The 15204-nt window shown below is 52.8% G+C and carries 11 protein-coding genes and 3 tRNA genes; 3 read left to right on the top strand and 11 right to left on the bottom strand.

Going from position 1 to position 15204, the window contains the following annotated elements; all coding sequences use genetic code 11:
• Positions 1 to 110: 110 nt before the first annotated feature.
• A tRNA-His gene (locus NFR25_RS03520) sits at positions 111 to 187 on the top strand.
• 96 nt (positions 188 to 283) lie between these two features.
• Positions 284 to 359 (top strand) — tRNA-Lys (locus tag NFR25_RS03515).
• Positions 360 to 581: 222 nt separating this feature from the next.
• Here NFR25_RS03515 and NFR25_RS03510 read toward each other — a convergent pair.
• Positions 582 to 1721 (bottom strand): MBL fold metallo-hydrolase, encoded by a 1140-nt coding sequence (locus NFR25_RS03510; protein ID WP_251197869.1) that lies wholly within the window; start codon positions 1719 to 1721, stop codon positions 582 to 584.
• A gap of 198 nt (positions 1722 to 1919) precedes the next feature.
• Between NFR25_RS03510 and NFR25_RS03505 the strand changes: the two genes are divergently transcribed.
• A complete protein-coding gene (locus NFR25_RS03505) occupies positions 1920 to 2837 on the top strand; it encodes a diacylglycerol/lipid kinase family protein (RefSeq protein WP_251197868.1) in 918 nt (305 codons plus the stop codon).
• Between the two features lie 189 nt (positions 2838 to 3026).
• Here NFR25_RS03505 and NFR25_RS03500 read toward each other — a convergent pair whose 3' ends face one another.
• From NFR25_RS03500 to aroE, 10 genes are all read right to left on the bottom strand, one after another.
• Positions 3027 to 3446 carry a hypothetical protein gene (locus tag NFR25_RS03500; protein ID WP_251197867.1) on the bottom strand — a complete coding sequence of 140 codons (420 nt, stop codon included), beginning with the start codon at positions 3444 to 3446 and terminating at the stop codon, positions 3027 to 3029.
• A 38-nt stretch (positions 3447 to 3484) separates the two neighbouring features.
• Entirely contained in the window at positions 3485 to 4666 is a 1182-nt protein-coding gene (locus tag NFR25_RS03495; RefSeq protein ID WP_251197866.1) for a hypothetical protein, read from the bottom strand.
• A gap of 1019 nt (positions 4667 to 5685) precedes the next feature.
• Positions 5686 to 7017, bottom strand: coding sequence for an NADP-specific glutamate dehydrogenase (gene gdhA, locus NFR25_RS03490; RefSeq protein ID WP_251197865.1), 1332 nt, complete (start codon positions 7015 to 7017; stop codon positions 5686 to 5688).
• Between the two features lie 210 nt (positions 7018 to 7227).
• Positions 7228 to 8949, bottom strand: a complete 1722-nt coding sequence (gene argS, locus NFR25_RS03485) for an arginine--tRNA ligase (protein ID WP_251197864.1) — start codon at positions 8947 to 8949, stop codon at positions 7228 to 7230.
• A gap of 57 nt (positions 8950 to 9006) precedes the next feature.
• A complete protein-coding gene (gene argF, locus NFR25_RS03480; protein WP_251197863.1) occupies positions 9007 to 9999 on the bottom strand; it encodes an ornithine carbamoyltransferase in 993 nt (330 codons plus the stop codon).
• Positions 10000 to 10149: 150 nt separating this feature from the next.
• Positions 10150 to 12474 (bottom strand): heavy metal translocating P-type ATPase, encoded by a 2325-nt coding sequence (locus NFR25_RS03475; protein WP_251197862.1) that lies wholly within the window; start codon positions 12472 to 12474, stop codon positions 10150 to 10152.
• Between the two features lie 54 nt (positions 12475 to 12528).
• A complete protein-coding gene (locus NFR25_RS03470) occupies positions 12529 to 12825 on the bottom strand; it encodes a metal-sensing transcriptional repressor (protein WP_251197861.1) in 297 nt (98 codons plus the stop codon).
• Between the two features lie 210 nt (positions 12826 to 13035).
• Positions 13036 to 13112, bottom strand: a tRNA-Arg gene (locus tag NFR25_RS03465).
• A gap of 115 nt (positions 13113 to 13227) precedes the next feature.
• Positions 13228 to 14274, bottom strand: a complete 1047-nt coding sequence (locus tag NFR25_RS03460; RefSeq protein WP_251197860.1) for a Gfo/Idh/MocA family protein — start codon at positions 14272 to 14274, stop codon at positions 13228 to 13230.
• A gap of 21 nt (positions 14275 to 14295) precedes the next feature.
• A complete protein-coding gene (aroE, locus tag NFR25_RS03455; protein ID WP_251197859.1) occupies positions 14296 to 15156 on the bottom strand; it encodes a shikimate dehydrogenase in 861 nt (286 codons plus the stop codon).
• Between the last annotated feature and the right edge of the window lie 48 nt (positions 15157 to 15204).

The raw sequence follows: 15204 nt of genomic DNA, 5'->3' as shown, positions 1-15204 counted from the left end.
ATAGCGCCGATGGATTGCCGCTCGAAGCCGCCTGCTGCGCACAATTCACATGTTTTCTGGGAAAGCTTGCAAGCTGGACGAATTCCCATATAATGTTTTTTGCGCAAATGGTGGGTGTGGCCTAGTTGGCTAAGGCGCCAGATTGTGGCTCTGGAGATCGAGGGTTCAAGTCCCTTCATCCACCCCAGCGCAGCTTTTGAGCAGAAGCTATTTGAAATCGCTTGCACCGTTTTGGTTCATCGCCTAAAATAGCTAAGCGCTCAAACGCAGAACATATTTTCACGGATCGCTAGCTTAGTTGGTAGAGCAGGGGACTCTTAATCCCAAGGTCCGGGGTTCGAGTCCCCGGCGATCCACCAGAAACTCTCAGCTGGTCTTTGACCAGCTTTTTTATTGCCCGAAAACCTAGTCTCAACGACGCAACATCGATAGCTTAGGTACCTGTGAGGTTCATATTCTCCCGCTACCCTACTCGCCCTTCGGGCTCGTGCGGTCGCTCGATGTTCTACTAATAAGTATTTGTGCATCGAGAGAATCTGATACCTCACTGGTATCTAAGCTATCTCTACTTTGTTGCAGGGTTAATCCACCCAATACTCAAAGGCGCCATCTTCAGCGCGGCGGCGGCGGCAGCGGCCAGTGTCGTAGAGGTAGTCTAAGTAGCTGAAGGCTATGGAGACTCGACGGGACAAGAGGATGGGAGGTTGGCCTTCCCAATCAGGCAGGTAGGAATAGTACTTCTTAGCCAGCTCATAGACCGTTAGAGGCTTGGTCTCGAGCATGGATTCCATCTTTTGAATGGGGCGTTCATAAGTTGCCAGGATCTTGTCCAGGAAGGCGTTGATGTTCTCGGCTCCCTCTAAGGAATCGGTGTGACACATGAATACATGGTTCAGACCAAGGGTCTTCAGATGAGCGATGCTGTCCAGGTAGCGCTTTAGTAGATGAATGTCGGCGTAGTAAGACATCAAGCCTGGTGCCGTATCCAGGATGTGGTCGCCAGCGAACAAGATGCCCTTCTCGCGATCGAGCAGGCACAGATGGTCCACTGTGTGCCCCGGGGTCTCCAGCACTTCGAAGCTATAGTCCCCCACCTCGATACGGTCACCCTCATGCATCACCTGCACGCGGTCTTCGTAGCCGTCGAATTGGCCTTCGCGGTTCAGCAAGCGATCCACATAAAACGAGAGCTTATCGTTATGAGGGAATCGCTCGATACCCGTCATGGTCATGTAGTCGGTGGTCATGGAGGGCTCGTAGTCTGGAATGAAACCGATGTAGACCTTGCGCGCGCCTTTGTCCAAACAATAGCGTGTGTTGCCATCGTGATCATCGTGAGAATGGGTGATGAACAGTTCAGCATCATGCCAATCAATGCCCTGCTGATCGAGCGCTTCGTCCAGGAATTCAACGCCGCACAAGTCGCTATAGCCTACATCCACGAAGAGCGCCTGCTTGCCAGGGTCGAGCGCTACAAATTCATCAATGCGGTCAGTGAAGTAGAAATCGTTCACCTTGTAGCTGCTATGGAAGATGCCAGGGGCGTCTTCATGGAGCAGGTAGTTGCGCTCAAAGGTGACCTCAGGATAGCGCACCAGCTTACGAACCTCAGATCCGTCTTCCTTGGTATAGGTGAAATACGTGGCATGCTCTGGATCGACCTGACCCAGGGTTGCTATAGTGTCTGCGCCGCGTCGTTTGGTCTTCTTCTCTTCTGCCATGAAATGCTCTTTTCGCCTTGTGTGCCCGGTGGTTGCGCGCTGGTGTTTCTGATGAGAATCTAGCAGCTGCGTGTCAGTTTAGTTACCGATATTGGTTCCTCACCACGCGCGCATCAAATCTTCTATAGTGATTTTAGCGCACAGATAACACTGTGTCGCTTCGAAGCGAAAGCTTGATATAAAGCGTAAGGAAAACACATGTTCGGAAATATCCTCTTGATCATCAACCCCACCGCACGAAGCGGCAAAGCACGTCGCACACGCCATGATGTTTGCCAGTTCTTCAAAGACATCACCGATATGAACCGTGGACACTTCTACGAGATGATCGAAACATCACACCCGCTCGATGCGGTGATCATCGCGCATGAATTGGGCCCACACTTCGACACGGTGTTCGTGCTGGGTGGAGATGGTATCGTGCACGAGGTAGTGAATGGCCTTATGCAGATTCCCGAAGAGGACCGCCCGTGTCTGGGCGTGCTGCCTGCAGGTCAGGGCAACGACTTCGCTCGTAGCCTTGGGTTGCCCCTGGACCCGATGAAGGTATTCAAGGAAGCCGCGAACCTTAAAGTGAAGACCATCGATATTGGTAAAGTGAATGATCGTTACTTTGCTGAAACGCTTTCCTTCGGCGTGGATGCAGCCATTGCGCTCGAGACCATGGAGAGGCGCAAGAAGACCAAACGTACGGGAACCATCCTCTATATTGAGAGTGGATTCAACCAAATTAAGAATCACCTGAACGCCATCGATGCCACGGTGCAGTTGGATAACAGGGATCCTCAGAAATTGAGCTTCTATACGTTCGCGGTACAGAACGGTACCACCTACGGAGGAGGATTCAATATCACTCCACAGGCGCAGCTTGATGATGGACAGTTCGATATCTGCTACGCTGCTCCCCCGCTTTCACGCTTCGAGGCAGTACGCGTGTTCATCAAAGCTAAGAGCGGCAAACACGTGAACAATAGTCATATTCATTTCGAGACAGCCAAAGAACTGGTGATATCCTTCGATCACGCAGTTCCCGCTCAGCTCGACGGCGAACCCATCGAAGCGTTGGATTACCACGTGACTCTTCTCCCCCATGCGCTGAAAGTCTTGAGCCTCTAACACTTATCGTAGCTCAGACACTTCAAGGACTGGCTCAAACTGCCCCGGACAGTTTGAGGCCGGGGGTGTTGCTATCCCAGACAGTTTGAGGACCAGTCCCGAAGTGTCCGGGGAAAGCAAAAAGCCCGCGGGGGGGTACGGGCTTTTTAAAGGCAAATGGTTCGAGCCTTCCTCTAACCATTCGATCTGCTATTTCGATGGTGCGGACTCGGGAATCTCGAGGAAATTGTAGAGCTTTTGCCAATCGGTGCAATCCTTGCAGGCTTTCTGTGAGGATGCGACGATATCTTCATTCGAGAACTCAATAGTGTCGGGATAAAGCTCACGGTAGAGACCATAATAGCCTGGACCTGGGATACGAGACTCAGCATTGACCGCCATAGTAGCCAATGTTGGCAACTTGCATTCTCTACAAAAGCGCTGGATATGCTCAAGGTGGATATCCAGTTGACGATAGTGTACTTCAATACCATAGCTTGAGGCCAACGTTGCAAGCTCGCCGTAAGAGATCGAGTCGTTAGTATCAGCGAGATTTTGAACCAAAGCTCTTACGATATTGCGATCCAACTCAAGCTCAGGGTCAGATATTTCGATTCCATCAATGATCATATTCAATCACTCACTTTCTATAAGAAAACTCTCTTTGCTTACGGGTTAACGAAGCCTGGATAGGCACCAAGGTATCCGATCGTTCCTGTCCATTTGCCATCTACTCCACACCAGTACAGCATTCCGTCATACTCAGCCCAATCAGAAATGAGCATGGTGCCCTTAGAGGTGATGTAGTAATCGCCAATCCATTTGCTCTTTTGCATCACGCCAGACTTGTTGAAGTAATACCAAGATCCATCGACCTTGATCCAACCGGTGAGCATGCGGCCATCGCTCGCATAAAGAAAATAGGTCTTGCCACCAAGATCGAGCCAGTTGGTCTTCATGGCGCCAGTGGAAGGATCCATGTAGTACCACTTGCCTCCGCTCTTCACCCAACCCTTGGACATAGCGCCAGAGGATGCATAGTGATACCAGGTGCCGTTTTCCTTGTTCCAGCCAGTCTTCATGGCACCTGACGAGGTGAGGAAGTAGCTCTTGCCAGAGAGAGTCTGCTTACCGGTGAGCATCTTGCCATCGGATGCCATTAGGTACCACTTGCCCTTCACCTTTTGCCAGCCAGTAGTGACAGCACCTGAGGAGTTGCAGTAGTACCAATCATTGCCGCTCTGGACCCAGCCAGTACACATAGCACCAGAGGACGCCAGGAAGTACTTCTTACCGCCAATAGTTACTTTGCCGATCTGCATCTTGCCGTCGGTACCGAGGTAGTACCATCTGCCACCGACCTTCTGCCAACCGGTCTTCATAGCGCCATCGTTTCTGGTGCCGAAGTAATACCAATCGCTATTGCCCGTGGCATGCTGCCAGCCGGTCTTCATCCAGCCGTTGGAGTCGAAGAAGTAGGTGGCGATACCGATCTTCGTCAGACCCTTGGCATAGGAGCCATCCGAATAGGCATACCACCAACCCTTAGAGTTGTGCTTCCAGGTGCCCGAAACGTTATTTGATGTACTGGGATTAGAATTATTGGCATCGCTAGAATTATTACCAGTATTTGGGTTGCTAGGTGCTTGTGTGCCCCGATCTTTTTGAGGGTCGATCCACCAACGCGGATTTCCATCAGTAATCAGACCCTCATCCGTATACTCTTTTTCGGTAATAATGTCATAGCCTTTTTGACTGGCAACCGTTTTAAGATGCGAAACAATTGAACTCGGAAAGGCATTATATGCACAGGAGAACCAAGCAAGGCTCGATAGACCAGTGATGTCCAATGAGGTTAAATCGTTGTATTCGCAGTAGAACCAATAAAGGTTTGAAAGACCTTGAACATTCAACGAGTTCAGGTTGTTGTTACTGCAATCTAAATGTCTCAGATTCTTGCAACTTGAAACATCTAACGTTGTAAGTTTGTTGTTTGAGCAAGCTAGAGTGGTCAAATTTGAATTTGCTGAAACATCCAAAGAAGCGATCTGACTGTTACTCGTACATAAATTTTTTAAAGATTCTAAGCTAGATACATCTATAGAAGAGAGATTAGTATCGCAGCAGTGTAGGGTTTCTAAAGCCCTACATCCCGTGACATTAATCGATTCAAGATTCGAATTTCCGTCTAAATCAGCAGTGATAGATACGCTTAAAAGATGGGTGCATTTCGACAGATCAAGGGTTCGGATATTCTTCCCTATGCTAACCGGATAATAATCCATAGAATTATTTCCTACATATACAACATATTTACCATCAATCATTTCTGGAACAGCGACATAACTGCTATTACTCACGATCTCTGTAATCTGGATAGCAGCATCATCAGACCATGTTTGATACGTATATGTAACACCATCTATGGTTGTTGTTTCATTATCTACGATATAAGCCGCATACGCGTTCTTCACAGGAACGCACAACAGTGCTGCTGCGAAAGCGAACAGGAGGGAGAGAAGAAGGATCTGAAGCTTTACCGCAGTCGTAAATTTTTTGGATTCACAACAATTGGCTTTAGAATGTGCCCCCCCCACAAAATTGTTGGGTTGAGCATGATGGTCTCCTCCAGTCGTTTGATATGTTTGTCTATCCTACCAAGGGGTTTGGCGTGTTGTCAAACTACCTGGGGGTTCTTACCAGAAACGGGACACGTTTTCGGGTCAGACACGAAACAGTCCCGCTTCGCGTGACAGCTTTCGAGTCAGACCCGCGAGTGTCCCGCTTCGTACACTTCTCAATCATCCCAAAATAAAAGGACCCACCGTGTGGTGGGTCCTTTCAAGATCGAGTGATCTTCAGGTCGTGACTAGACGATACCCTGAGCCATCATGGCGTCGGCAAGCTTCTTGAAGCCAGCGATGTTCGCACCCATCACATAGTTACCTTCAACGCCGTATTCCTTCGCAGCGTCGTCTGCAGCATGGTAGATGTTCTTCATGATGTCATGCAGCTTGTTGTCCACCTCTTCGAAGGTCCAGGAAAGACGCTCAGAGTTCTGAGACATTTCCAGACCAGAGGTTGCAACGCCACCCGCATTGGAAGCCTTGCCTGGCATGAATACCACGCCGTTTTCCATGAGGTACTCGGTTGCGTCGAGCGTGGTGGGCATGTTCGCACCTTCAGCAACAACCTTGCAACCATTAGCCACAAGCTGCTTTGCGTCGTCGATATTCAGCTCGTTCTGGGTTGCGCAAGGAAGCGCGATGTCGCACTTGATGGACCAAACGCCACGGCCATCCTTGTATTCAACGCCTTCGCGACGCTTTGCATATTCTGAGATGCGGCCGCGCTCAACTTCCTTGATCTGCTTGACCAGTTCAACGTCAATGCCGTTAGGATCATAGATCCAACCAGTAGAGTCAGAAAGGGTGACTACCTTAGCACCGAGCTGCTGAGCCTTCTCGGTAGCGTAGATGGCAACGTTACCAGAGCCAGAGACGCATACGGTCTTGCCCTCGAAGCTATCGTTGTGGCAGTTCAGGTATTCCTGAGTGAAGTAGACCAAGCCATAGCCGGTTGCTTCGGTACGAGCAAGCGAACCACCATAGGAAAGGCCCTTACCAGTGAGCACGCCTTCCCAAACGTCCTTGATGCGCTTGTACTGACCGAACAGATAGCCGATCTCGCGAGCGCCCGTGCCAATGTCACCAGCAGGAACGTCGGTGTCTGCGCCGATGTGACGGTACAGCTCGGTCATGAAGGACTGGCAGAAGCGCATAACTTCGTTATCAGACTTGCCCTTGGGGTCGAAGTCGGAACCGCCCTTGCCGCCGCCCATGGGGAGCGTGGTGAGGGAATTCTTGAAGATCTGCTCGAAGCCCAGGAACTTGATGATGCTCAGGTTCACGGACGGATGAAGACGGAGGCCGCCCTTGTAAGGGCCGATGCAGCTGTTGTACTGAACACGATAGCCGCGGTTTACCTGAACGTTGCCCTTGTCGTCTACCCAGGGAACACGGAACATGATAACGCGCTCGGGCTCTACCAGGCGCTCAAGCAGCGATGCCTTTTCGTATTCGGGATGTGCATCGATGACGGGCTTCAAGGAAGTAAGAACCTCGGTAACAGCCTGGATGAATTCAGGCTCGTTGGGGTTCTTCTGCTTCACCAATTCGATGACATTATCGACGTAACTCATGTGACCTCCTAGTGGATTTGATTGCAGATTCAATCTAACCAAACTTAGAAGGGTGGAAAAGAGAATTGGCCGTGCTTTAACAGAGCCGTAACAAAGAAGCGCCCTGTGCGGGGCGCTTCGTGCGGTGGTTGGTTCTTGAGGCAACTGAGGCAGCTTTGCTTCTGTCCCTGTTTTGCCCGATTCGTCCCTAGCTGAGGTCCCAGGTGGACTCTACATAGCTTCAGGGGCGGAAACGCCAAGAAGACCCAGGGTTTGGGCTAGGTTCACGCGAGCTGCGTCGACCAGCGCCAAGCGAGCCTTTGAAAGCTCGGGGGCTTCAGGGTCGAGCACGCGACAGTTGGTGTAAAAGGAATGGAACAGGCCTGCCAGCTCTTGTGCGTAGTGCGTAAGGCGGAACGGAGCACGGTCGCGGGCAGCACCTGCCACTAGGTCAGTAAAGCCGTCGATCTGCTTCATCAATGCCAGTTCGCTTTCGTGAGTGAGCAGGTCGAGCGCAGCATCATCAAGCGCGAGCGCTTCAGCCAGTTCTGCGGCCGACATATTCTGCGCGCCTTCGATACCCTGCTCTTGGGCTGCCTTGCGCAAGATGGAGCAGATACGCGCATGGGCATATTGCACGTAGTAGACCGGATTGCTGGCGTCTTGCTTCTTCGCCACTTCGATGTCGAAGTCGATAGGCTGGTCGGACGAACGCGAAAGCATAAGATAGCGCGTTGCATCCACGCCCACTTCATCGATGAGCTCACGGAAGGTGATCATCTCACCCGTGCGCTTGGACATGCGAACCGCCTTGCCATCGCGGTAGAGATTCACCAGCTGACCGAGTAACACTTCAAGATCATTGGGGTAACCCCACGCAGCCATCATAGCCTGGCAACGCGGGATGTAGCCGTGGTGGTCGGCACCCCAGATGTCCAGCAGCAGATCATAGCCGCGCTGCTTCTTGTTGTAGTGATAAGCCACGTCGGACATGAAATAGGTAAGCTCGCCGTTCTGCTTGATCAGCACGCGATCCTTCTCATCACCGAATTCGGTGGACTTGAAATAGGTGGCGCCATCCTTTTCATAGATGTAGCCGCGCTCTTTCATGGCATCGAAGGCCTGCTGGACCTTGTTCTTGCCTGAATCGTCGGGGATGAAGAGCGAATGTTCGGAGAAGAACGTATTGAAGTTGTTGCCGAAGATGCTAAGGGTTTCGCGGACGGAATCCATCATGGCAGCATAGCCGCGCTCACGGAATGCCCGACGACGCTCTTCGGGGTCCACATCGCGCCACTTTTCGCCGTCGGTCTGAACGATCTGCTTCGCCAGTTCGGTAACATAGGCACCACCGTAAGATGCTTCAGGCATCTCGATGTCTTCACCGAGCGCCTGCAGGTAGCGCACCACTAGCGAATCGGCGAACACATTCATCTGGTTGCCTTCATCGTTCACGTAGAATTCTTCGTCAACGCTGTAGCCAGCATGGCGCATCACGCGAGCCATGGAATCACCCAGCGCCGCCCAGCGGCCATGACCCACATGCATGGGACCAGTGGGGTTCGCAGACACATATTCAAGGTTCACCTTACAGGGCACCTCGAGCGTGGACTTGCCGTATTCCACACCCTGGCTACGCACGTCGCTTACCACCTGCTGGAAGGACTGCGGCGTGAGCGTGAAGTTGATGAAGCCTGGACCTGCGATATCGCAGTGATCGATCATGGTGTTCGCAGGAAGATGGTCGACGATGATCTGCGCAATCTGGCGCGGATTCATATGCGCTTGCTTGGCCAAACGCATGGCCACCGTACAAGCCCAGTCACCATGCGCTTCTTCGCGCGGACGCTCCAGGCTGGGTGCGGGCAGCTCCTCAAGCGGCAAACTGCCGTCTTCGACTGAGGCAGCAATGGCTGCGGCGACAATATCTTCTAACGAATTACGAACGGTCATCCGTCGGTTCCTTCCCTACTGGTTGGTTTGAGTGCGATGGCTTGGGCTGAGAGTTGATTAACCCAGGGTTGCCAGCATGATGGCTTTGATGGAATGCATGCGATTCTCGGCTTCGTCGAATACGCGCGAGCGAGGTGACTCGAACACTTCGTCGGTCACTTCCATTTCGGTTAGGCCGAAGCGCTCTTCGATATCCTTCGCCACCGCGGTCTCGGTGTCATGGAAGGCCGGAAGGCAGTGCATGAAGATAGCATCATCGGCAGCGTAGCTCATAACTTGAGCGTTCACCTGGTAGGGTGAGAGCAACTTGATACGCTCTTCCCAGAGGCTGGCAGGCTCCCCCATGGAAACCCAGATATCGGTATAGATGATGTTCGCATCCGTGCAAGCCTCTTCAACATCCGAGGTCAACTGCACTTCGCAACCATTTTCGGCAGCGATGGCACGACAGGTCTCCACAAGCTGCGCATCAGGCATGCATTCTGCTGGGCCACACGCCACGAAATTGATGCCCATCTTGGCACAAGCAACCATGAGCGAATTCGCCACATTGTTCTTCGCGTCACCCATGAACACCAGTTTCAAGCCTGGAAAGCTTCCGAAGTTCTCGCGGATGGTGAGCAAGTCAGCGATCATCTGCGTGGGGTGGAATTCATTGGTAAGGCCATTCCAAACAGGAACGCCAGAATATTCCGCAAGGGTTTCGACGATCTCTTGGCCGTAGCCGCGATACTCGATGCCATCGAACATGCGACCGAGTACACGCGCGGTGTCTTTGATGGATTCCTTGTTGCCGATCTGCGAACCAGAAGGATCGAGGTAGGTAACACCCATGCCTAAGTCATGACCAGCAACCTCGAATGAGCAGCGCGTACGCGTGGAGGTCTTCTCGAAGATGAGGACGATGTTCTTGCCTTCAAGATAGCGGTGAGGAATGCCCTCGTGCTTCTTCTGCTTAAGGTCTTGAGCCAGGTCGACCAACCCCGCGATCTCTGCCGGGGTGAAATCGAGCAGCTTCAGAAAGTGCCTGCCTGACAAAGCCTGTGACATAGGTCCTCCTTGAAGGTCTATCTTGCGAAAGAACCATTGTACCGCATGCGAGCTGTCTGACCGGGTGGGGTCTCGGATTCATCCGTTTCGCTGTTCGTGTGGACAAAAAGGGCTACGCCCCCAATTTGTCCACACGCGGGTGAAGGAATTTTACTTGAAGCGCTTGAGGAGCAGGGAGTTGCTCACTACCGAGACACTGGAGAGCGCCATAGCGGCCCCAGCAAGAGCGGGTGCCAGAATGCCAACGGCAGCAAGCGGGATCATGATGCAGTTATAGATAAGAGCCCAGAACAAGTTCTGCTTGATCTTGCGCATGGTTGCTTTCGATAGACGCAGCGTGGTTACCAGGTCGGTAAGACGGTTGCGCATGAGCACCACTGAGCCAGCCTCAAGAGCAACATCGGTGCCTGAAGCCATGGTCACGCCCACATCGGCAGCTGCAAGCGCAGGGGCGTCATTGATGCCATCACCCACGAAGGCGATGATCGGCTCTTTCCCTTGACCTTGCTTAGCTGCGGTAGCGAAGCGTACTTCATCCACGCATTCAGCTTTCTCGAGCGGTTTGATGCCTGCGTATGCATGATCGGCCGCTATGCCAACTTCGGTTGCGATCACGGTTGCTTGTTCGCGGTTGTCGCCCGTGACCATATAGGTTGAAACACTCGCACGATCGAGCGATTCGATAGCAGCGCGGGCATCTGGCTTTGGTTCGTCCTTGAAGGTGAACGTGCCAACCTCTTCCCCATCGACCACCACGCTCGAACCAACGAAGACCTTGTGGCCCTCGACCACGCCTTCAACACCCTTGCCCACGATGGCGTGAAAATCGCTCACTTCAGGCAGCTCTTCCGCGAGCACCTTGGCGTACGAATCTTGCGCAGGTGTAGAAGTGCCAACTGTTTCACCATGGTGCTCGGTCTTATAGGCGAGCAGTACGCGCTCGCCCAGCGCTCCCGAAGCTGCCGCATAGTTCACTACCGCACGTGCCAGCGGATGTTCGCTCTTTGCCTCGATCGCAGCAGCAAGGCGCAATTCACGCGCAGGTACCGTGCAGGAAGTTACCTGCGGGTCGCCAACCGTAATGGTGCCCGTCTTATCGAACACAGCAGCATCAAGCTTGCATAGACGCTCGAGCACTTCGCCGTCTTTGATGAGGATACCCAGTTGAGCACCCTTACCCATGCCCACCATCAACGCGGTAGGGGTTGCTAGACCGAGCGCGCACGGACACGCCACCACGATGACCGCAATTGCTGGCATAAGAGACTGAGCCAGCAACGTATTCATGCCCTCGGGCGGAACCAGGAAGAACCATACGCAGAACGTGATGAGCGAGATGATCAGAATAGCGGGTACGAAGATAGAAGCGATCTTGTCCGCAATGCGTTGCACGGGCGCCTTCGATCCTTGTGCGTCTTCTACCGCGCGAACGATACGAGCCAGCGTTGATTCGGCACCCACGTGAAGCGCGCGCAAGGTGAGCGTGCCCGTGGTGTTCACCGTGCCGCCCGTGACTTCGTCGTCTATTGTGCGTTTGACGGGAAGCGGCTCGCCCGTGAGCATGGATTCATCGATCTCTGATACGCCTTCGACCACCTTGCCATCGACCGGGATCTTTTCGCCTGGCCGAACGAGCACGGTGTCGCCCACTACCACCTGAGCCAGCGGGATCTCTTGCTCCACGCCGCCGCGCACCACCGTTGCGGTGGGCGGAGTAAGGTTGATGAGCGCTTCGATAGCTTGATTGGTGGCGCCCTTCGCTCGGGCTTCCAAGATCTTACCCAGCAACACGAAGGTGATGAGCATGGCGCACGTTTCGAAATACGGCATCCCATCGTTCACACCCAGCGCTACTTCAGCATCAGTCCAGTTGTTCGTGACCACTGGCAGCAGCGTGATCCAGAGCGAGAACAAGAACGCGATCGAGGTGCCCAGGGCAACCAATACATCCATATTCGCGCTGCCGCTCTTCAGCGAGCTGAATGCGCCCTTATAGAAGCGTAGACCACAGCCGAACTGCACAGGAAGCGTGAGCACGAGCAGCAGGATATTGCCCGCGAACATCGACTGCACGTGCGTAGGCTGGTCGACCACACAGCCAGCCAGCCAATGACCCACCGCCATATGCCAGCCAGGAATCATACCAATGGCAACGATGATAGCAGTGAGCACTGCAGCTTGAATGAACGTGAAGAGGTCCCGCTTTGCGCGAACTGCTTCACGTGCGCGACGCTTTTCGTCAACGAGCGGAGCATCTTCCGCGATGACCTCTGCCGTGAATGAAAGATCGTCGAAGACGTGCAACATATCATCGACGCTGGCAACGTTGGGGTCGAAGGTCACCTTGCCAGTATTGTTCGCCAAGTTCACCGCAACATCTTCAACACCTGGAGTTTCACGGTAATGGCGTTCGATGTTAGCAGCGCAGTTAGCGCAATGCATGCCCTCGATCGCGAGTCGTATAGTTTGAGCCATGGTCTGCTTCCCTATCTTGGTTCGTCTGGGTCGGTTTCGAAAACGTGTGCGGGCTTAAGAGAACCTGCGCATCAGATCCATCACTTCATCGACCACTTCGGTGTTTCCAGTTTGGATCTCTTCGACCACGCAGGTGCGCATATGTTCGCGCAACACCATTTCAGATATGCGACGCACTGCGCTTTCGGCGGCAGCCAGCTGCGTGAGCACATCGCCGCAATAGCGGTTTTCATCGATCATGTCCTTCACACCGTTGAGCTGGCCGATCACGCGGTTCAGGCGGCGCTGAAGGTTCGCCTGGGTCTCTTCGCTTCGCGGCGTATTCTTATGATGGATACATGGTTCGCTCATGAGATTCCTCACTTCGTTCGTTGGAGCGATTATACCCCCTGGGGGTATATGAGTAAAGCACTCTTGGCGATCAATGGACCACAACTGGCTACGATCTATTCGCTAGACAACAACGGAAACAGCATCCGTTGCCTGACCATTACAGGATCATTCGCCTGAGCACGCACAACAAAAAAAGCCAGAAGCGAAGGGCTTCTGGCTTGTTGTTTCTGGCGCGCCCAGCAGGATTCGAACCTGCGACCTTCGGATTAGAAGTCCACTGCTCTATCCAGCTGAGCTATGGGCGCAAACCGCACATATTATACCCCACCAGCGGCATAGCCTACAGCGTAGTATGCCCCGAAAAGAGAAAAGACCCCCGAAGGAGTCTTTTCCCGCTGTATTGAAGTAAAGGAAAGTGGCTTAATCGATATCGACGAAATTGCCCGTCTCTGCTGACTCAAGGATCGCATTGATGACCTTGAGAGTCGCTTTCCCATCTTCACCTGTACAACGTGGCTTCGTCTCACGACCCAAACACAGGTCGGCAAAATGCTCGATCTCTGCTGTCATAGGGTCATTCTTTTCAACCACAAAATGTTCCTTGATAAGGTCTTCAGCCCAGCCATAATGGTCATCATCAGCATAGTGATAGAAGTCCATGTTCGGGAAGCCGAACGAGCCCTTCGTGCCGAAGAACTTCAGGCTGTTCTCACCCGGACACCACTTGAAGAAAACGTTCTCCTCTGCCGCCAGGTCGTAATTCCAAGGACCAGGTGTGCCATCGGAGATGAAATAAGTTGCGGTAACGCCATTCTCGAATTCGAGCACTACCGAAGCGGAGTCTTCGATCTCATTACCGCGAATGAAGTTGCGTGCTGCCGTATAGACGCGCACGATCTTCATGCCAGTGGTGTAATTCAGGTCGTCGATATCGTGGATAGCATTGATCAAGAATGGACCGCCACCCTTCTTGGTGTGCCATTCGATGTCGTAATACGCGAACGGCTTAGCAATGGCATACGTGCCCTGGATACCTACCAGGTTGCCCAGCTTGCCCGATTCGATGAAGTCGCGCAGGAACAGGTACTTCGAAGACGAACGGCGATGATGCCCGATGAGCAGCGTTGCGTCCGCATCTGCACACATGTTGATGATCTCGTCAGCTTCGGCAACCGTGTTCGCGATAGGCTTTTCAAGCAAAATGTTCTTGATGCCCGCATCCAAGCATGCACGCGTTGCGCTTACGTGTAAACCATTCGGCAGCGCAATAGCTACCGCATCAAGTTCGACCTCTTTCAGTAGGTCATTGTAATCTGCGAACAGCGGTACATCGAGTTCAGCAGCAACATCTTCAGCCTGCTGGCCAAAGCCTGCAACTGCGACCAGGTCGAAATCTGCATTTGCCTTCGCGTCACGCGCGATCTTCGAGCCCTGATTTAGGCCCAAAACTGCAAGTTTTACTGCCATGATATTCCTTCCTATCAAGCCCTAGTTGAAGAACTTCTCTTGGACAAGATCCGTGGGCATTTCTTTTCCGATCCAAATATCTTCAGCGATAGCACCCTGCCACAGCAGCATGCCCAAACCATTAATCGCTTTCAGTCCGCGTGCTTCTGCATCTTCAAGCAGCTTGGTCTTGCTCGGTACATAGATAACATCAGCAACCGCCAAACCATCACAAAGGAATTCAGCGGGAACCAAGCTTTGACCTTCAGTTTCACCCATACCGATCTGTGAAGCATTCACCAACACCACTGATTCAGCAATGGATTGCTTGAGAGCATCCTGATCAGAAAGATCGAGCAAACGGATATTGCAACCCGTTGCTTCTGCCACCTTCTTCACGCGATCGACCGTAGCGTCTTGACGGTCGTTATTGCGGCGGAAGATATCGATGGCGGCGGCACCATCGAGGGCAGCTTGCACATAGATGGCGGAACCTGCGCCACCAGGACCGATGAGCGTCATCTTCTTGCCAACCACATGCACGCCATTTTCGTTCAGATTACGCATGAAACCAGCGCCATCGGTGTTATGGCCAACCGCTTTGCCGTTCTTGATAACAACAGTGTTCACCGCGCCCATCAACTCGGCGGCATCGGAAAGTTCGTCGAGGTATTTATACATATTGGTCTTGTGAGGCATGGTAACGTTGAAGCCTAAGAAGCCCATCGCTTTCATGCCTGCGACTGCTGCCTCAAGGTCTTCAGGCAGCACTTCGTAGGCAAGGTAGACCGCGTCTTCACCAAGATGCTCAAAAGAGAACGTGTGCATTGCTGGCGATAGCGAATGCTCGACGGGTGAGCCAATAAGGCAGACCGTCTTCGTGTGTCCAGAGATGTTAGGCATAGCTCCCCTTCCTTGGCGCGTTTCCCTTATGCGCACCTGTCAGCTTCA

The sequence above is a fragment of the Anaerotardibacter muris genome, assembly GCF_943192915.1.
GTDB lineage: Bacteria > Actinomycetota > Coriobacteriia > Coriobacteriales > Eggerthellaceae > Anaerotardibacter > Anaerotardibacter muris.
Note: the sequence above shows the minus strand (reverse complement) of the source record. Positions and strands in the feature narration are given on the sequence as shown.

Coding starts and splice junctions, on each gene's coding strand:
- NFR25_RS03510 (WP_251197869.1), bottom strand. CDS start 1,721: ATGGCAGAAGAGAAGAAGACCAAACGACGCGGCGCAGACACTATAGCA.
- NFR25_RS03505 (WP_251197868.1), top strand. CDS start 1,920: ATGTTCGGAAATATCCTCTTGATCATCAACCCCACCGCACGAAGCGGC.
- NFR25_RS03500 (WP_251197867.1), bottom strand. CDS start 3,446: ATGATCATTGATGGAATCGAAATATCTGACCCTGAGCTTGAGTTGGAT.
- gdhA (WP_251197865.1), bottom strand. CDS start 7,017: ATGAGTTACGTCGATAATGTCATCGAATTGGTGAAGCAGAAGAACCCC.
- argS (WP_251197864.1), bottom strand. CDS start 8,949: ATGACCGTTCGTAATTCGTTAGAAGATATTGTCGCCGCAGCCATTGCT.
- argF (WP_251197863.1), bottom strand. CDS start 9,999: ATGTCACAGGCTTTGTCAGGCAGGCACTTTCTGAAGCTGCTCGATTTC.
- NFR25_RS03475 (WP_251197862.1), bottom strand. CDS start 12,474: ATGGCTCAAACTATACGACTCGCGATCGAGGGCATGCATTGCGCTAAC.
- NFR25_RS03470 (WP_251197861.1), bottom strand. CDS start 12,825: ATGAGCGAACCATGTATCCATCATAAGAATACGCCGCGAAGCGAAGAG.
- NFR25_RS03460 (WP_251197860.1), bottom strand. CDS start 14,274: ATGGCAGTAAAACTTGCAGTTTTGGGCCTAAATCAGGGCTCGAAGATC.
- aroE (WP_251197859.1), bottom strand. CDS start 15,156: ATGCCTAACATCTCTGGACACACGAAGACGGTCTGCCTTATTGGCTCA.